The organism is Pseudomonas sp. ABFPK, from assembly GCF_001586765.1.
Taxonomy (GTDB): Bacteria; Pseudomonadota; Gammaproteobacteria; order Pseudomonadales; family Pseudomonadaceae; genus Aquipseudomonas; species Aquipseudomonas asiatica.
Genome location: NZ_LQXW01000002.1, coordinates 114977 through 132749 on the forward strand (window position 1 = coordinate 114977; position 17773 = coordinate 132749).

Sequence of the window (17773 nt, forward strand, 5' to 3'; positions counted from 1 at the left end):
ATCGCTTCATCGAAACCATCTTGTCGCCATATTCATTGAGGGGCCCGCCCTTCGATGCGCCTGCCGTTTATTCAATAATCAAAAGATAGCGCTATCTCATGCTCCAACTGCCCAAAACCTGTTACATCGGCCTTGCCCTCAGCGCCCTGGCGGCTCCCAGCAGCGCCAGCGAGATGTTCGCCAGCGATTCGCCATGGATGCTTGGCGACTGGGGTGGCACCCGCAGCGAACTGCTGGAAAAAGGCTACGACTTCACCCTTGGCTACACCGGCGAGATGGGCAGCAACCTGCACGGTGGCTACGATCACGACCGCACCGCGCGCTACAGCGACCAGTTCACCTTCGGCAGCCACCTGGACCTGGAGAAGATCCTCGGCTGGAACGACACCGAATTCCAGCTGACCATTACCGAGCGCCACGGCGACAACATCAGCAACGACCGTATCAACGACCCGCGTGTCGGCGGCTTCACCTCGGCCCAGGAGGTCTGGGGCCGTGGCGAAACCTGGCGGCTGACGCAGATGTGGATCAAGCAGAAGTACTTCGATGGCGCACTGGATGTGAAATTCGGCCGTTTCGGCGAAGGCGAAGACTTCAACAGCTTCCCCTGCGACTTCCAGAACCTGGCCTTCTGCGGCTCGCAGGTAGGCAACTGGGTAGGTGGCATCTGGTACAACTGGCCGGTCAGCCAGTGGGCCCTGCGCGTCCGCTACAACCTCAGCGATGCGCTCTACGCCCAGGTCGGCGTGTACGAGCAGAACCCCTCCAACCTGGAGTCGGGCAACGGCTTCAAGCTCAGCGGCAGCGGCACCCAAGGCGCGGTAATGCCGATCGAACTGGTATGGAGCCCACAGGTCAATGGCCTGAAAGGGGAATATCGCGCCGGCTACTACTACAGTAATGCCAAGGCACAGGATGTTCTCAAGGACAGCAATGGCCAGCCGGCAGCCCTCAGCGGCGCCGCCTACCGCAGCAGTTCGAGCAAGCACGGCTTGTGGCTCGGCGCCCAGCAGCAGGTGACTTCGCTGGCGTCCGACCAGTCGCGTGGCCTGAGCCTGTTCGCCAACGCCACGGTGCACGACAAGAAGACCAATGCCATCGACAACTATGTTCAGGCAGGACTGGTATACAAAGGGCCATTCGACGCCCGCGCCAAGGACGACATCGGTTTCGCCCTCGCCCGCGTGCACGTCAACCCTGCCTATCGCAAGAACGCGCGTCTGGTCAACCAGGCCGCCGGCATCGACGACTATGACAACCCCGGTTTCCTGCCGGTACAGGACACCGAGTACAGCGCCGAGCTGTATTACGGCATCCACTTGGCCGACTGGCTCACGGTACGCCCCAACCTGCAGTACATCCGCCACCCGGGCGGGGTGTCGCAAGTCGATGGCGCCCTGATCGGCGGCCTGAAGATCCAGAGCAGTTTCTAACCCCTTTCTTGACCTGACGGAGAACCTACGATGAGCACTGAAGGTGCCAACAATGGAAGCCGCTGGCTACCGCGCCTGATCGGCGCGCTGCTGTTGCTGATGGGCTTGGCCCTGCTGGCTGGCGGCATCAAGCTGAGCCAGCTGGGCGGATCGCTGTACTACCTGATCGCCGGAATCGGCTTTGCCCTGTCGGGTATCCTGCTGCTGGCGCAACGCCGCATCGCCCTGGGCCTGTACGGCCTGGTACTGCTGGGCAGCACCGCATGGGCCCTGTTCGAAGTGGGCCTGGACTGGTGGCAACTGGTGCCACGCCTGGCCATCTGGTTTGCCATCGGCGTGGTCCTGCTGCTGCCTTGGGCGCGTCGTCCGCTGGTCGGCCCGGCCAGCAAGGCCAACACTGCGCTGCTCGGTGTTGCAGTGGTAGCATCTGGCGCTTGTGCCCTGGGCAGCCAGTTCACCCACCCCGGTGAAGTGTTTGGCGAACTGGGCCGCGATAGCAGCGAAATGGCCAGCGCCGCCCCGGCCATGCCCGACGGTGAATGGCAGGCCTACGGCCGCACCGAGCATGGCGACCGCTATTCGCCACTGCGCCAGATTACCCCGCAGAACGCCTACCGCCTGGAAGAGGCCTGGCGCATCCGCACCGGTGACCTGCCGACCGAAAACGACCCTGTGGAGCTGACCAACCAGAACACCCCACTGAAGGTCAACGGCATGCTCTATGCCTGCACCGCGCATAGCCGCTTGCTGGCCCTGGACCCGGACACCGGCGCGGAAATCTGGCGCTTTGATCCACAGGTCAAGAGCCCCGTCGGCACCTTCAAAGGCTTTGCCCACATGACCTGCCGTGGCGTTTCGTACTATGACGAAAACCGTTACGTCAGCCGCGACGGCAGCCCGGCACCGAAAATTACCGACGCCGGCCAAGCCGTGGCCCAGGCCTGCCCTCGCCGCCTCTACCTGCCGACTGCGGACGCCCGCCTGATCGCCATCAATGCCGACAACGGCAAGGTCTGCGAAGGCTTCGCCAACCAGGGCGTGATCGACCTCACCACCGGCATCGGCCCGTTCACCGCTGGCGGCTACTACTCCACCTCGCCAGCCGCAATCACCCGTGACCTGGTGATCATCGGTGGCCACGTCACCGACAACGAGTCGACCAACGAGCCATCCGGCGTGATCCGCGCCTACGATGTACACGATGGTCACCTGGTGTGGAACTGGGACAGCAACAACCCGGACGACACCCAGCCACTGGCCCCCGGCAAGATGTACAGCCGCAACTCGGCCAACATGTGGTCGATCGCCAGCGTCGATGAAGACCTCGGCATGATCTACCTGCCACTGGGCAACCAGACCCCGGACCAGTGGGGCGCCGACCGCACCCCGGGCGCCGAGAAGTACAGCGCCGGCGTGGTCGCACTCGACCTGGCCACCGGCAAGGCTCGCTGGAACTATCAGTTCACCCACCACGACCTGTGGGACATGGACGTCGGCAGCCAGCCGACCCTGGTCCACCTGAAGACCGACGATGGCGTGAAGCCGGCAATCATCGTGCCGACCAAGCAAGGCAGCCTGTACGTGCTCGACCGCCGCGACGGTACGCCAATCGTGCCGATCCGCGAGATCCCCACCCCGCAAGGTGCGGTGAAAGGCGACCACACCTCGCCGACCCAGGCCCGCTCCGACCTCAACCTGCTCGGCCCTGAACTGACCGAACAGGCCATGTGGGGCGCCACGCCGTTCGACCAGATGCTGTGCCGCATCCAGTTCCGCGAGCTGCGTTACGAAGGCCAGTACACCCCGCCGTCCGAGCAAGGCTCGCTGATCTACCCGGGCAACGTCGGTGTGTTCAACTGGGGTAGCGTGTCGGTCGACCCGGTGCGCCAACTGCTGTTCACCTCGCCCAACTACATGGCCTTCGTGTCGAAGATGATCCCGCGTGAGCAGGTGGCCGAGGGCAGCAAGCGCGAAAGCGAGACCAGCGGCGTGCAGCCGAACACCGGTGCGCCGTACGCGGTGACCATGCACCCGTTCATGTCGCCACTGGGCGTACCGTGCCAGGCCCCGGCCTGGGGCTATGTCGCCGCCATCGACCTGTTCACCAACAAGGTAGTGTGGAAGCACAAGAACGGCACCACCCGCGACAGCACCCCGGTGCCGATCGGCCTGCCGGTTGGCGTGCCGAGCATGGGCGGTTCGATCGTCACCGCTGGTGGCGTCGGCTTCCTCAGCGGTACCCTGGACCAGTACCTGCGCGCCTATGACGTGAACAACGGCAAGGAACTGTGGAAAGCCCGCCTGCCCGCGGGTGGCCAGGCCACGCCGATGACCTACAGCGGCAAGGATGGCAAGCAGTACGTGCTGGTGACTGCCGGCGGGCATGGCTCGCTGGGCACCAGAATGGGCGACTACATCATCGCTTACAAACTGGCTGAGTAACCCAGAGATGCGGCAGTGAACCTGCTGCCGCATTCGCGGGTAAACCCGCTCCCACAGGTACGGCGCTGCCCCCAAGTTCGGCGCCGTACCTGTGGGAGCGGGTTTACCCGCGAAAAGGCCGGTACAGGCATCACTCCTCTCTGCACCCTTCAACTACCATTGAAACCCATCCCCCCGCGCCCCATCTAAGCACCATAGTCATTCACGCAGGTGCCCCATGAGCGACCAGCAGGATTTCCCGGAACATCCCGACGAACACAGCGAAGTCGAACACACCACACCCCAGGCCGAAACCGGCCACGCCCTCGCCCTGCCCGGCCAGCAGCTGCCGGACAAGGTCTACGTGATCCCGATCCACAACCGTCCGTTCTTCCCGGCCCAAGTGCTGCCGGTCATCGTCAATGAAGACCCTTGGGCAGAAACCCTGGACTTGGTAGCCAAGTCGCCAGACCACAGCCTGGCCCTGTTCTTCATGGATACCCCGCCAGAAGACCACCGCCACTTCGATACCTCGGCGCTGCCGCAGTACGGCACGCTGGTAAAGGTGCACCACGCCAGCCGCGAAAACGGCAAGCTGCAGTTCGTCGCCCAGGGCCTCACCCGGGTACGCATCCGTACCTGGCTCAAGCACCACCGCCCGCCGTACCTTGTAGAGGTCGAATACCCGCGCCAGCCCGCCGAGCCGACCGACGAGGTCAAGGCCTATGGCATGGCGCTGATCAACGCGATCAAGGAACTGCTGCCACTCAACCCGCTGTACAGCGAAGAGCTGAAAAACTACCTCAACCGCTTCAGCCCCAACGACCCCTCGCCGCTCACCGACTTCGCCGCCGCCCTCACCTCGGCCACCGGCAACCAGTTGCAGGAAGTGCTCGACTGCGTCCCCATGCTCAAGCGCATGGAAAAGGTCCTGCCGATGCTGCGCAAGGAAGTCGAGGTGGCGCGCCTGCAGAACGAGATCTCGGCCGAAGTCAACCGGCAGATCGGCGAGCACCAGCGCGAGTTCTTCCTCAAGGAACAGCTCAAGGTCATCCAGCAGGAACTGGGCCTGACCAAGGACGATCGCAGCGCCGACCTGGAGCAGTTCGAGCAGCGCCTCGAAGGCAAGACCCTGCCGGACCAGGCACGCAAGCGCATCGACGAAGAGATGGGCAAGCTGGCCATCCTCGAAACCGGCTCGCCCGAATACGCCGTCACCCGCAACTACCTGGACTGGGCAACCGCCCTGCCCTGGGGTGTGTACGGCAAGGACAAGCTCGACCTCAACCACGCGCGCAAGGTCCTCGACCAGCACCACGCCGGCCTCGATGACATCAAGGAGCGCATTCTCGAGTTCCTTGCCGTGGGCGCCTGGAAAGGCGAGATCAGCGGCTCGATCGTGCTGCTGGTGGGCCCGCCCGGGGTAGGCAAGACCAGCATCGGCAAATCCATCGCCGAATCGCTCGGCCGGCCGTTCTACCGCTTCAGTGTCGGCGGCATGCGTGACGAGGCCGAGATCAAGGGCCATCGCCGCACCTACATCGGCGCCCAGCCCGGCAAGCTGGTGCAGGCCCTGAAGGACGTCGAAGTGATGAACCCGGTGATCATGCTCGACGAGATCGACAAGATGGGCCAGAGCTATCAGGGCGACCCGGCTTCAGCGCTGCTGGAAACCCTGGACCCGGAGCAGAACGTCGACTTCCTCGACCACTACCTCGACCTGCGCCTGGACCTGTCCAAGGTGCTGTTCGTGTGCACCGCCAACACCCTGGATTCGATCCCCGGGCCGTTGCTCGACCGCATGGAAGTGATCCGCCTGTCCGGCTATATCACCGAAGAGAAACTGGCCATCGCCAAGCGCCACCTGTGGCCCAAACAGCTGGAAAAGGCTGGCGTGGCCAAGACCAGCCTCGGCATCAGCGACAGCGCCCTGCGCGCGGTGATCGAAGGCTATGCCCGCGAAGCCGGGGTACGCCAATTGGAGAAACAACTGGGCAAGCTGGTGCGCAAGGCAGTGGTCAAGTTGCTGGACAACCCCGAAGCCAAGCTGAAGATTGGCACCAAGGACCTGGAAGCTGCGCTCGGCATGCCCGTGTTCCGCAGCGAGCAGGTGCTGGCCGGCAAAGGTGTGATCACCGGCCTGGCCTGGACCAGCATGGGCGGCGCGACGCTGCCGATCGAAGCCACCCGCATCCACAGCCTCAACCGCGGCTTCAAGCTGACCGGCAAGCTGGGTGAGGTGATGAAAGAGTCGGCCGAAATCGCCTATAGCTACGTCAGCTCCAACCTCAAGCAGTTTGGTGGTGACCCTGGTTTCTTCAACGAAGCGTTCATTCACCTGCACGTGCCCGAAGGCGCCACGCCCAAGGACGGCCCGAGTGCCGGTATCACCATGGCCAGCGCCCTGCTGTCGCTGGCCCGTGACCAGGCGCCGAAGAAAGGGGTGGCCATGACTGGCGAGCTGACCCTGACCGGGCAGGTACTGCCGATTGGCGGTGTGCGCGAGAAGGTGATTGCAGCACGACGGCAGAAGATCTTCGAGCTGATCTTGCCGGAGCCTAACCGCGGGGACTATGAAGAACTGCCGGACTACCTGCGCGAAGGCCTGACCGTGCATTTCGCCAAGCGCTTTGCCGATGTAGCCAAAGTGCTGTTCTAGCCAGCACTGGCCTCTTCGCGGGTAAACCCGCTCCCACAGGGATAGCGTAGGGCTTGAGCCCAGTGAGATCACTGTGGGAGCGGGTTTACCCGCGAAAGGGCCGGCACAGGCAACACAAATCTCCTCGATCATCGGTTATCCTCAGGCCATCGCCAGCCTCCGGAGCCAACATGACCGCCCCTCGTCTGCTCGTTCCCCTGAGCTTCGCCCTGATTTCCGCCTGCGCTCAACAGCCTACGCAACCCGTCGAACTGGACGCAGAAAGCGAATGCCCGACACGCCTGCAGGTTGGCCAGGTGCTGACACTGACCCTGCCCAGCAACCCATCCACCGGCTATCGCTGGCGCGTCGAAAACCCCGCCGCCAATGTACTGCGCAGCCTTGGCCCGGAGGTGTACAGCGCTCCCGAGGAGGAAGACCTGGTCGGCAATGCCGGTGTCTCCACCTGGCGCTACCAGGCCAGTGGAACCGGCGATGGCCAGTTGGTGCTTGTGTACCAGCAGCCGTGGGCCGCAGATATTGCGCCCGTACAAACCTTCGACTGCAAGATCATCGTCCGCTAAAGGCCGCAGCTCCGTCCCGGGCAACCTGAACGGCCACTTGTTAGGGGCAGAGGCCCCTCGGCGCCCCGCCCCTGAAGCGCTGCCATGGCAAGAATCGCGGCCTTTGGCTAAAATGCGCCTCCGTTTCACCCTGTATCGAGCCCTCCCGTGAGCAAACAACCCGACCGCCTTTTCGCCCAGCCCCTGGAGCAAGTGCCCGACTTCGTCTTCAACGAGGATGTGGTGCGCGTGTTCCCGGACATGATCAAGCGCTCGGTGCCAGGCTACCCGACCATCGTCGAGAACCTCGGCGTGCTGGCCGCGCGCTTCGCCCAGCCGCACACCGCGTTGTACGACCTCGGTGCCTCGTTGGGTGCCGTTACCCAGTCGCTGCGCCGCCATGTGCGCAGTGATGGCTGCCGGGTGATTGCCGTGGACAACTCCGCGGCGATGGTCGAGCGTTGCCGCCAGTACCTCACTGCCCAGGACTCGATGTTCCAGGAACTGCTGCCAGTGCAGGTGCTGGAAGCCGACATCCTGGCCCTGCCATTCGAGCCCGCCTCGGTGGTGGCGATGAACTTCACCCTGCAATTCGTCGCCCCCGACCAGCGTCTGGAACTGCTTGGCCGCATCCGCCAGGCGCTTTTGCCCGGTGGTGCGCTGATCCTCTCGGAAAAACTGCGCTTCGCCGATGCGGAACAGCAAGACCTGCTCAATGAACTGCACCTGGACTTCAAACGTGCCAATGGCTACAGCGAACTGGAAATTGCCCAGAAGCGCAGCGCCATCGAGAACGTGATGAAACCCGACACCCTCGAAGCCCACCAGGCGCGCCTGCGTGCAGCCGGTTTCTCGAAGGTGGTGCCCTGGTTCCAATGCCTTAACTTCGCCTCGTTGATTGCCCTGCCATGATCGATCTGTCCCCCCTCGTCCGCCGCCTGGCGGGCACGCCCCTGGCTTCCTGGTCGCAAGGCCTGCAAGCGCAACTGGAAGCCAAGCTGGAGAAGGGCCACGGTGACCTCGACCGCTGGCGCGGTGCGCTGGAAGCCCTGCCCACCCTGCAGCCGAGCGAAGTCGACCTGGTCAACGGGCTGCGCCTGGACTGCGATTGCGACGACGCGACCCGCGCGCAGATGCATCAGGCACTGATGGGCCTGTCGCCTTGGCGCAAAGGCCCCTTCGACCTGTTCGGCGTGCATGTGGACACCGAATGGCGTTCGGACTGGAAATGGTCGCGGGTTGGCCCGCACCTGGACCTCAAGGGCAAGCGCGTGCTCGACGTGGGCTGCGGCAACGGCTACTACCAGTGGCGCATGCTCGGTGCCGGTGCCGACATGGTGATTGGCGTCGATCCCAACTGGCTGTTCTTCTGCCAGTTCCAGGCCGTCCAGCAATACCTGCCAGAGCTGCCCGCCTGGCACCTGCCGTTCGCCCTGGAAGACCTGCCGGCCAACCTCGAAGGTTTCGACACGGTGTTTTCCATGGGGGTGTTCTATCACCGCCGCTCGCCCATCGAGCACCTGCTGGCGCTGAAGGACTGCCTGGTAAAAGGCGGGGAACTGGTACTGGAAACCCTGGTGATCGAGGGTGACGAAAACCAGGTGCTGGTACCTGAGGACCGCTATGCACAGATGCGCAACGTCTGGTACCTGCCGTCGGTACCGGCCTTGGAGCGCTGGTTGCGCCGCGCCGGTTTCAGCGATGTGCGATGCGTCGACGTGAGCGTGACCAGCGTCGAGGAACAGCGCAGCACCGAGTGGATGCGCTACCAGTCGTTGGGCGACTTCCTTGACCCGAACGACCACAGCAAGACCATCGAAGGCCTGCCGGCTCCACGCCGCGCCACCCTGCTGGCACGCAAATGAAAAAGGCGCCCGGTTGGGCGCCTGAATATACCTGCGCCGAGGAGCTGTCGCGGCGCAGGTGTTGTTACCTCAATCCTTGGCCAACTCGCGGGCCTTCTCCTGTGCCTTGCGCTCACGCTCTGCGACGGCCTGTTGCTTGTCGCCGTACAGGCGCTGCTGGTCTTCGCGGAACGCTTGCCAGAATTGTTTCGAACGTTCCGCACCGCCCTCGGCGTGAACACTGGCGCTGCCCAGGGCAAGGGTGGCCAACAGCAGGTATTTGGTCAGGTTCATCGTGGTTGCCTCGTGATAACCGATCAGATGCGGCCATCCTAGCGAGGGCTAGCTAACGGCAAGGTGAGGCGGGGATTACAGTCTTGCAATGTGGCCTTGTTTTGCCGGCGATAGGGCCGAACAGACAGCCAGATAACAGCAGCATTACAAATCCGTTATCTGCGCCGCGCGCCCTTACTCATGCCGTAACATCCCGCTCCTTGACCCTGATGCCACTACAGGGTCGAGAATCGCCCCCCTTTCATCACACCGAGCCCACCCATGCGTCTACTGATCATCGAGGACGAACTGCGCACCGCCGACTACCTGCAGCAGGGCCTGCGCGAGAACGGCTACGTGGTCGACTGCGCCCACACCGGCACCGATGGCCTGCACCTGGCCCGCCAGCAGCCCTACGACCTGGTCATCCTCGACGTCAACCTGCCCGAGCTCGATGGCTGGACCGTGCTGCAGCGGCTGCGCGCCGAATCGGCCACGCGCATCATGATGCTGACCGCCCATGGCCGCCTGGCCGACCGGGTCAAGGGCCTGGACCTGGGTGCCGACGATTACCTGCTCAAGCCCTTCGAGTTCCCGGAGCTGCTGGCCCGCATCCGCAGCCTGCTGCGCCGCAACGACCAGCAATTGCAGCCCAGCACCCTGCGCGTCGCCGATCTGGAGCTGGACCCCGGCCGCCACCGCGCCTACCGCGCCGGGCAGCGTATCGACCTGACCGCCAAGGAATTCGCCCTGCTGCACCTGCTGATGCGTCAGACCGGCGAGGTGCTGTCGCGCACCCAGATCATCTCGCTGGTGTGGGACATGAACTTCGACTGCGACACCAATGTGGTCGAGGTTTCGATCCGGCGCCTGCGGGCAAAGATCGACGACCCGTTCGACAACAAGCTGATCCATACCCTGCGTGGCGTCGGCTACGTGCTCGAGGCACGCTTTTGAAAAACGCCAGCCTGTCACTGCGCCTGGGCCTGAGCGTGACGCTGATGGGCGCCGCACTGGTGCTGCTGCTGGCCTGCCTGGCCGTGTTCGCCCTCGATCACGAACTGGACAGCCGCGCACGCAAGGACCTGGCTCGCAAGATGCTGCAGGTCGAGCACAATCTGCGCGTCGACCTGCGTAGCGAAGACCTGGGCAGCCGCGCCCATCCCTTGCTCGACCTGGTGATGGGGCATGACAACCTCAGCCTCAGCGTGCTGGCCCTCGAAGGCCGCCATCCGCACCTGCTCAGCCTGGGGCCAGCGCTGGAATCACAGGTAGGCGATCTGCGCACCGATGCCCGTCTGGCCTTTCATGCGTGGCGCGACAGCAATGGCAACCAGATACTCACCGTGACCCGGCTGATGCGCCTGCGCGACGACACCCCGGTCAAGGTGATGATGTCGCTCAACCGCGCCGACGACAACGCCCTGCTGCAGGCCTATCTGCACTCCACCTTGCTCGCGCTGCCGTTGCTGCTGTTGCTGATCGGGGCCGGTGCCTGGTGGCTGATGCAGCGCGGCCTGAGGCCACTGCGGCACTTCCGGCGCATCGCCGGGCGGGTGTCGGCCCAGGACCTGCAACATCGCCTTCCCGCTACCGGCCTGCCGCTGGAACTGGCAGAGCTGGCCAGCAGCATCAACGTGATGCTCGACCGCCTCGATCAGGGCGTCAGCCAGCTGTCGCAGTTTTCCGATGATCTGGCCCATGAACTGCGCACACCGTTGAGCAACCTGATGGGCAAGGCGCAAGTGACGCTGGCCCGCGAACGGGACAACGCGAATTACCGCGAAGTGCTGGAAGACAGCATCGAAGAACTGACCCGGCTCAACCGCATCATCAATGACATGCTGTTTCTCGCCCAGGTCAGCCAACCCCAGGCCCAGGTCGCGCTCAAGCCCATGGCATTGGCCGACGAGACGGCGCGGGTTGTCGAGCTGTTTGCCTTCAGTGCCGAGCTGAAAGGGGTTGAGTTGCGTGTGCAAGGCTGGGGGACGGCGCAGGGTGATCGGCTGATGTTTCAGCGGGCACTGTCGAACCTGTTGAGCAATGCCATTCGGCACTGCCCCGATGACAAGCCTGTGGAACTGCGCATCGAGCGCGTGGGCAGCGAAGTTCGGCTTTCGGTGGAAAACCAGGGGCCTGGTATTGCTGAAGAGCACCAGTCGCGCTTGTTCGAGCGATTTTACCGGGTAGGCTCGGGGCGCTCGCGGCTGGAGGGAGGGACCGGGTTGGGGCTGGCGATCGTGAAATCGATCATGCAGTTGCATGGCGGGCGGGTCGAGGTCAGCAGCAGGCCCTTGGGGCCTACCCGGTTTACCCTTGTGTTTCCTGCCGAGTAATACATCGCTTGTGCCGGCCTCTTCGCGGGTAAACCCGCTCCCACAGGGATTGCACAAGCCTCAAGGCCTGTGGGGTACTTGTGGGAGCGGGCAAGCCCGCGAAGAGGCCGGTACAGGCGACCAACGATTAGCGCGAAGCCGCCACGATCAGCGCCTTCATCTCGGCCACAGCGGCCTTGAAGCCAACGAACAGCGCATGCGCCACCAGCGCATGACCGATGTTCAGCTCATTGATGCCCTTGATCGCCGCCACCGCCTCCACGTTGTGGTAGTGCAGCCCGTGGCCAGCATTGACGATCAACCCCTGCCCCACGCCAAACGCCACGCCATCGACGATACGCTTGAGCTCCTCGGCCACTTCGGTCGGGGTTTCGGCATCGGCGTAACGCCCGGTGTGCAGTTCGATGGCAGGCGCACCAACGCGACGCGACGCCTCGATCTGCCGCTCGTCGGCATCGATGAACAGCGACACTTCGGCACCGGTACGCGACAGCCGCTCAACCGCAGCCTTGATTCGTGCCTCCTGGCCCGCCACGTCAAGGCCGCCTTCGGTGGTCAGTTCCTGACGGGTTTCGGGTACCAGGCAGATGTGCGCCGGGCGGATCTTCTCGGCAAAGGCCATCATCTCTTCGGTGACGCCCATCTCGAAGTTCATGCGCGTCTGCAGCACGTCCTTCAGCAGCACCACATCTCGCTCCTGGATGTGCCGGCGGTCTTCACGCAGATGCACGGTGATGCCATCGGCGCCCGCTTCCTCGGCATCCAGGGCAGCCTTGACCGGATCGGGGTAACGCGTGCCCCGGGCCTGGCGCAGGGTCGCCACGTGGTCGATGTTTACGCCGAGAAGCATGCGGTTGCTGTGAGTCACGAAAGGCTCTCCTGAAGATTGAGCCCCACAGCATACGTCGTGATCAGCGCTTGCGAAACAGTTCGCGGCTGACCAGCGGTTTTGCCCCCAGATGAACCGCCAGTGCCTGGCGCATCAGGCGCTTGGCAGCGAGCAAGGCACCTGGGGCATCCCAGTCGGCTTCGGCCAGGGCCAGCAGTTCGGTGCCGCGGAACAGCCCGGGTTGCACCAGCTCGACCCGCTCCAGGCCGGCATCCACACGCAAGCGGTACAGGCCTTCACCCGCGATCGGCTGGTCATTGACGTCGTGGTGCAACGAAAACGCGTAACCGAGTTCGTCCAGCAGCCGCCATTCGAAGGAGCGCAGCAGCGGCTCCAGCGGGCGACCGGCGGCCAAGGCCTGCAAGGTCAGGGTGTAGTGCTCGAACAGCGCCGGGAAAGGCGCTTCGGCGGGGAGCAGGCGCATGAGCAGTTCGTTGAGGTACAACCCGCTGAACAGGGCATCGCCATGCAGCCAGGCGGCGATGCCAGCGCTGTCCATGCGCCCGACATTCTTCAGCTCGCCACGCCCGCGCAGCTCCAGTTCCAGCGGCACGAACGGCCGCACCAGGCTGCCACCCTTGCCACGCGCACGGCGCAGCACGGCACGCATGCGGCCCTGCGGGGTGAAGAAGTCCACCAGCGCGCTGGTTTCCTTGTAGGCGCGGCTGTGCAGCACGTAGGCTGGCTGGCCGACAGGTTGTTCCATAAACGTTCTCTAAATGCCCCAGACAACTGTGGGAGCGGGTTTACCCGCGAATGCGATGGTGAACCCACTGACGCATTCGCGGGTAAACCCGCTCCCACAGAGTAACCTGAGCCGTCAGGCGAATTTACAGGTCGCCGTAGCCCAGCGAGCGCAGGGCGCGCTCGTCATCGGACCAGCCGCCTTTCACCTTGACCCACAGGTTGAGCATGACCTTGGAGTCGAACAGCACCTCCATGTCCTTGCGCGCCTCGGAGCCGATGCGCTTGATACGCTCGCCCTTGTCGCCAATGATGATCTTCTTCTGGCCATCGCGCTCGACCAGGATCAGCGCGTGGATGTGCAGCACGTGGCCCTGCTGCTTGAATTCTTCAATTTCCACGGTGATCTGGTACGGCAATTCCGCACCCAGCTGGCGCATGATCTTTTCGCGCACCAGTTCGGCGGCCAGGAAGCGGCTGCTGCGGTCGGTGATCTGATCTTCGGGGAAGAAGTGCTCGTTCTCGGGCAGGTGCTTGGCGATCTGTGCTTCCAGCGCCTGCAGGTTGTGCCCCTGCTGCGCGGAGATAGGCATCACTTCGGCGTTCGGCAACTGCTCCTGGAGCCATTGCAGGTGCGGGATCAGTTCGGCCTTCTCTTCCATGCGGTCGGTCTTGTTGACCGCGATGATCAGTGGGCCCGTCACGTACTGCACGCGCTCCAGCACCAGTTGGTCCTCGTCGGTCCATTTGGTGCGGTCGACCACGAAGATCACCACGTCGACGTCCTTCAGGGCCGCCGAGGCATTGCGGTTCATGTAGCGGTTCAAGGCCTTGTCATTGGCCTTGTGCATACCGGGGGTATCGACGTAGATCGCCTGCACGTCACCCTCGGTCTTGATGCCGAGCATGTTGTGGCGGGTGGTCTGCGGCTTGCGCGAGGTGATCGCCAGCTTCTGGCCGAGGATGTGGTTGAGCAGGGTCGACTTGCCCACGTTCGGGCGGCCGACAATGGCCACGTAGCCGCAGCGGGTCGGGTTGCTATCAGTCATTGCCATTCTCCACGCCCAGGGCGATCAGTGCAGACGCGGCAGCGACTTGCTCGGCGATACGCCGGCTAACGCCCTGGCCACGGCTCTTGTTGTTCAGCAGCACCACTTCGCATTCGACGAAGAAGGTCCGGCAGTGCGGTTCGCCCTGGATATCCACCACTTCGTAACGCGGCAGCTCACAGCTGCGCGACTGCAGGAACTCCTGCAGGCGGGTTTTCGGGTCCTTGTTGGTATCAACCAGGGTCAGGCCTTCGAATTCATCGGCCAGCCAGGCCAGCACGCGCTCCCGGGCCGTTTCCATGTCGGCGTCCAGGTAGATGGCGCCAATCAGCGCCTCCAGGGCGTCGGCCAGGATCGACTCGCGGCGGAAACCACCGCTCTTGAGCTCACCCGAGCCCAGGCGCAGGTGATCGCCCAGGTCGAAACCACGGGCCAGGCGGGCCAGGGTCTCACCCTTGACCAGGCGCGCGCGCAGGCGCGACAGCTGGCCTTCGCGGGCCTGCGGGAAGCGCTCGAACAGCGCTTCGCCGGCGACGAAGTTGAGAATGGCGTCACCGAGAAACTCCAGGCGCTCATTGTTGCGCCCGGCGTAGCTGCGATGGGTCAGTGCCAGGAGCATCTGGTCCTGGTTCTTGAAGGTATAACCGAGCTTTCGCTCCAGACGGGCAAGGGGAGCACTCATGCAGCCACCCGTTCGTTGTTCAACGCGTTGTTCAAATCAACATCCTGAAAGACTGTTTGGCTGTGGCCCGCCGCGATGTGCGACGAATCTCCCGATCCCTGAGAACACAGCCTATGTCAGAAATGCATTCGGCGCTGCCTGCAGGCCAGCGCCGATGGGTATCAATGGATCAGACCGACCCGCGACAGGTTGGGCAGGTGGCTGAGCTTGGGCTCTGGCCAGCTCATCCACACCGCGAAGGCCTTGCCGACGATGTTCCGGTCGGGAACCATGCCGTGCAGTTCCTTCGGGATGTTCGGGTCATCCCAGTAACGGCTGTCGTTGGAGTTGTCGCGGTTGTCGCCCATCATGAAGTAATGGCCTGCCGGCACGGTCCATTGCTGGTCCGGCGGCATGCGATAACGGCTCATTTCCTTGCGAATCAGGTGTTCGGCCTCGCCGAGCTTTTCCTTGTACAGCTCGGCGCTGCCCAAGGTGCCCGGCTCGGTGCCCACCAGTTGTTCGGCAATCGGCTGGCCGTTGACGAACAACCGCTTGTCGCTGGTGTAGCGCACCTGGTCGCCCGGCAGGCCGACCACACGCTTGATGTAGTTGACGTTCGGGTCGCTAGGGTAGCGGAACACCATCACATCACCGCGTTGCGGGTCACCCACCTCGATGACCTTCTTGTCGATCACCGGCAGGCGAATGCCGTACGAGAACTTGTTCACCAGGATGAAGTCGCCCACTTCCAGGGTCGGTTTCATCGACCCCGAAGGGATCTGGAACGGCTCGACCAGGAACGAACGCAGCACCAGCACGATGAACAGCACCGGGAAGAACGACTTGCCGTACTCGACCAGCAACGGCTCCTTGCCCAGGCGCTCGACCACCGCCATCTCGGGCTGGCTGACGCTGCCCTGGTAGTTGGCGATTGCCGCACGCCGGCGCGGGGCCAGGAACAGCAGGTCGATCAAGCCCAGCAGGCCGCAGACGAAGACGGCGATGACTAGCAACAGCGGGAAATTTAGCGACATAGGACCTAGCTATCCAACCTGAGCACGGCGAGGAAGGCTTCCTGTGGAATTTCCACGTTACCCACCTGTTTCATGCGTTTCTTACCGGCCTTCTGCTTCTCCAGCAGCTTCTTCTTACGGCTGACGTCGCCACCGTAGCACTTGGCCAGTACGTTCTTTCTGAGCGCCTTGACGGTTGTCCGCGCAATGATCTGGCCGCCGATAGCTGCCTGGATCGCCACGTCGAACATCTGCCGAGGGATCAGTTCCTTCATCTTTTCGGTCAACGCACGGCCCTTGTAGGCCGCGTTGTCGCGGTGCACGATCAATGCCAGGGCATCGACCTTGTCGCCGTTGATCAGTACGTCCAGCTTGACCAGATTGGCCGACTGGTAGCGATCGAAATGATAGTCCAGCGAAGCATAGCCGCGGCTGGTGGACTTGAGGCGGTCGAAGAAGTCCAGCACCACTTCGTTCATCGGCAGGTCGTAGCGCACCTGCACCTGGCTACCGAGGAACTGCATGTCGCGCTGCACGCCACGCTTCTCGATGCACAGGGTGATGACGTTGCCCAGGTGCTCCTGCGGCACCAGGATGGTGGCGGTGACGATCGGCTCGCGGAAATCGGCGACCGCCGAGACGTCCGGCAGCTTCGACGGGTTGTCGACGGTGATGGTCTCGCCGGTTTTCAGTTCCAGCTCATAGATCACGCTTGGCGCGGTGGTGATCAGGTCCAGGTCGTATTCGCGCTCCAGGCGCTCCTGGATGATCTCCATGTGCAGCATGCCGAGGAAGCCGCAACGGAAGCCGAAGCCCAGGGCGTCGGAGCTTTCCGGCATGTATTGCAGCGACGAGTCGTTCAGGGTCAGCTTCTGCAGCGCATCGCGGAAGTCCTCGAAGTCGTCGGAGCTGACCGGGAACAGGCCGGCGTAGACCTGCGGCTGAATCTTCTTGAAGCCTGGCAGCACTTCGACCTCAGGGGTCGCGGACAGGGTCAGGGTGTCACCGACCGGGGCACCGTGGATGTCCTTGATGCTGGCGATGATGAAGCCCACTTCGCCGGCCTTCAGGTCGGCGGTCTGGGTGTGCTTCGGGGTAAACACGCCCACGCTGTCGACCAGGTGCACCTTGCCGGTGGACTTCACCAGGATCTTGTCGCCTTTCTTGACGCGGCCGTGGCGCACGCGCACCAACGAGACCACGCCCAGGTAGTTGTCGAACCAGGAGTCGATGATCAGCGCCTGCAGCGGCGCCTCGATATCGCCTTCCGGCGCGGGAATGGTCTGCACCAGGCGCTCGAGCACCTCGTCCACGCCCATGCCGCTCTTGGCACTGCAGGCCACGGCGTCGGTGGCGTCGATGCCGATGATCTTCTCGATCTCGTCCTTGACGCGATCCGGATCGGCCTGGGGCAGGTCCATCTTGTTCAGTACCGGCATGACCTCAAGGCCCTGCTCGATGGCGGTATAGCAGTTGGCCACGGACTGGGCCTCGACGCCCTGGCCGGCATCCACCACCAGCAGTGCGCCCTCACAGGCCGCCAGCGAACGCGAGACTTCGTAGGTGAAGTCGACGTGGCCAGGAGTATCGATGAAGTTCAGCTGGTAGACCTTGCCGTCCTGCGCCTTGTAGTTGAGCGTGACGCTGTGGGCCTTGATGGTGATACCGCGCTCACGCTCCAGGTCCATGGAATCGAGCACCTGGGCTTCCATCTCGCGTGCCGACAGGCCACCGCACATCTGGATGAAACGGTCGGCCAGCGTCGACTTGCCATGGTCGATGTGGGCGATGATGGAGAAATTGCGGATATGACTCAAATCACTCACGGGTCAACACTCGAAAAGGCTGCGAGCCGGACGCCCGCCGAAAAATAGCCGGGAATTGTACCTTAAGCCGCAGCAGGCCGCCACGCCATCCAGCCGTTGGTGAACATGGTTGCCTGACAGAGGTGCTACCTGACATTTCT

The 17773-nt window shown here is 63.5% G+C and carries 15 protein-coding genes; 8 read left to right on the forward strand and 7 right to left on the reverse strand.

Annotated features, from left to right (window positions below; genetic code table 11):
• The first annotated feature begins 98 nt into the window (after positions 1-98).
• The 6 genes from WM94_RS02610 (at position 99) to cmoB (ending at position 8920) form a co-directional block, all read left to right on the forward strand.
• Positions 99-1433: a carbohydrate porin gene (locus tag WM94_RS02610; protein ID WP_013973984.1), complete on the forward strand. Its 1335-nt coding sequence runs from the start codon at positions 99-101 to the stop codon at positions 1431-1433.
• Between the two features lie 30 nt (positions 1434-1463).
• Positions 1464-3875, forward strand: a complete 2412-nt coding sequence (locus WM94_RS02615; RefSeq protein ID WP_061550367.1) for a glucose/quinate/shikimate family membrane-bound PQQ-dependent dehydrogenase — start codon at positions 1464-1466, stop codon at positions 3873-3875.
• A 217-nt stretch (positions 3876-4092) separates the two neighbouring features.
• A complete protein-coding gene (lon, locus tag WM94_RS02620) occupies positions 4093-6513 on the forward strand; it encodes an endopeptidase La (protein WP_061550368.1) in 2421 nt (806 codons plus the stop codon).
• A gap of 170 nt (positions 6514-6683) precedes the next feature.
• Positions 6684-7076 (forward strand): protease inhibitor I42 family protein, encoded by a 393-nt coding sequence (locus WM94_RS02625; protein ID WP_013973987.1) that lies wholly within the window; start codon positions 6684-6686, stop codon positions 7074-7076.
• Between the two features lie 147 nt (positions 7077-7223).
• Positions 7224-7967 carry a carboxy-S-adenosyl-L-methionine synthase CmoA gene (gene cmoA / locus WM94_RS02630; RefSeq protein ID WP_013973988.1) on the forward strand — a complete coding sequence of 248 codons (744 nt, stop codon included), beginning with the start codon at positions 7224-7226 and terminating at the stop codon, positions 7965-7967.
• On the forward strand, positions 7964-8920 hold the full coding sequence (cmoB, locus tag WM94_RS02635; protein WP_003258492.1) for a tRNA 5-methoxyuridine(34)/uridine 5-oxyacetic acid(34) synthase CmoB: 957 nt from the start codon (positions 7964-7966) through the stop codon (positions 8918-8920). The genes cmoA and cmoB overlap by 4 nt, the downstream gene beginning before the upstream one ends.
• Before the next feature lie 69 nt (positions 8921-8989).
• Here cmoB and WM94_RS02640 read toward each other — a convergent pair whose 3' ends face one another.
• On the reverse strand, positions 8990-9193 hold the full coding sequence (locus WM94_RS02640; RefSeq protein ID WP_061550369.1) for a hypothetical protein: 204 nt from the start codon (positions 9191-9193) through the stop codon (positions 8990-8992).
• A 261-nt stretch (positions 9194-9454) separates the two neighbouring features.
• Here WM94_RS02640 and WM94_RS02645 point away from each other — a divergent pair, with 261 nt between their 5' ends.
• Complete coding sequence (locus WM94_RS02645) at positions 9455-10129, forward strand: heavy metal response regulator transcription factor (RefSeq protein ID WP_003258489.1); 675 nt, start codon at positions 9455-9457, stop codon at positions 10127-10129.
• A complete protein-coding gene (locus WM94_RS02650; protein ID WP_061550370.1) occupies positions 10126-11508 on the forward strand; it encodes a heavy metal sensor histidine kinase in 1383 nt (460 codons plus the stop codon). The genes WM94_RS02645 and WM94_RS02650 overlap by 4 nt, the downstream gene beginning before the upstream one ends.
• A gap of 127 nt (positions 11509-11635) precedes the next feature.
• On the opposite strand, the gene pdxJ is transcribed toward WM94_RS02650, so the two are convergent.
• The 6 genes from pdxJ to lepA all read right to left on the reverse strand — a co-directional run bounded on the left by pdxJ (position 11636) and on the right by lepA (position 17633).
• Entirely contained in the window at positions 11636-12358 is a 723-nt protein-coding gene (gene pdxJ / locus WM94_RS02655; RefSeq protein WP_153670549.1) for a pyridoxine 5'-phosphate synthase, read from the reverse strand.
• Positions 12359-12419: 61 nt separating this feature from the next.
• On the reverse strand, positions 12420-13103 hold the full coding sequence (gene recO, locus WM94_RS02660) for a DNA repair protein RecO (protein ID WP_013973993.1): 684 nt from the start codon (positions 13101-13103) through the stop codon (positions 12420-12422).
• Positions 13104-13227: 124 nt separating this feature from the next.
• Entirely contained in the window at positions 13228-14130 is a 903-nt protein-coding gene (era, locus tag WM94_RS02665) for a GTPase Era (RefSeq protein ID WP_015271595.1), read from the reverse strand.
• Positions 14123-14812: a ribonuclease III gene (gene rnc / locus WM94_RS02670; protein ID WP_003258487.1), complete on the reverse strand. Its 690-nt coding sequence runs from the start codon at positions 14810-14812 to the stop codon at positions 14123-14125. The genes era and rnc overlap by 8 nt, the downstream gene beginning before the upstream one ends.
• Positions 14813-14973: 161 nt before the next feature.
• The gene (lepB, locus tag WM94_RS02675) at positions 14974-15828 is read right to left on the reverse strand and encodes a signal peptidase I (protein ID WP_003258486.1); all 855 of its coding nucleotides are present in this window, start codon (positions 15826-15828) and stop codon (positions 14974-14976) included.
• Between the two features lie 5 nt (positions 15829-15833).
• A complete protein-coding gene (lepA, locus tag WM94_RS02680; RefSeq protein ID WP_013973995.1) occupies positions 15834-17633 on the reverse strand; it encodes a translation elongation factor 4 in 1800 nt (599 codons plus the stop codon).
• Positions 17634-17773 lie beyond the last annotated feature (140 nt).

Bases quoted from the DNA above. Each gene is read 5' to 3' on its own strand.
- WM94_RS02625 (WP_013973987.1), top strand. From the start codon at position 6,684: ATGACCGCCCCTCGTCTGCTCGTTCCCCTGAGCTTCGCCCTGATTTCC.
- WM94_RS02615 (WP_061550367.1), top strand. From the start codon at position 1,464: ATGAGCACTGAAGGTGCCAACAATGGAAGCCGCTGGCTACCGCGCCTG.
- WM94_RS02645 (WP_003258489.1), top strand. From the start codon at position 9,455: ATGCGTCTACTGATCATCGAGGACGAACTGCGCACCGCCGACTACCTG.
- era (WP_015271595.1), bottom strand. From the start codon at position 14,130: ATGACTGATAGCAACCCGACCCGCTGCGGCTACGTGGCCATTGTCGGC.
- rnc (WP_003258487.1), bottom strand. From the start codon at position 14,812: ATGAGTGCTCCCCTTGCCCGTCTGGAGCGAAAGCTCGGTTATACCTTC.
- pdxJ (WP_153670549.1), bottom strand. From the start codon at position 12,358: ATGCTTCTCGGCGTAAACATCGACCACGTGGCGACCCTGCGCCAGGCC.
- lon (WP_061550368.1), top strand. From the start codon at position 4,093: ATGAGCGACCAGCAGGATTTCCCGGAACATCCCGACGAACACAGCGAA.
- cmoB (WP_003258492.1), top strand. From the start codon at position 7,964: ATGATCGATCTGTCCCCCCTCGTCCGCCGCCTGGCGGGCACGCCCCTG.
- recO (WP_013973993.1), bottom strand. From the start codon at position 13,103: ATGGAACAACCTGTCGGCCAGCCAGCCTACGTGCTGCACAGCCGCGCC.
- WM94_RS02640 (WP_061550369.1), bottom strand. From the start codon at position 9,193: ATGAACCTGACCAAATACCTGCTGTTGGCCACCCTTGCCCTGGGCAGC.
- WM94_RS02610 (WP_013973984.1), top strand. From the start codon at position 99: ATGCTCCAACTGCCCAAAACCTGTTACATCGGCCTTGCCCTCAGCGCC.
- lepB (WP_003258486.1), bottom strand. From the start codon at position 15,828: ATGTCGCTAAATTTCCCGCTGTTGCTAGTCATCGCCGTCTTCGTCTGC.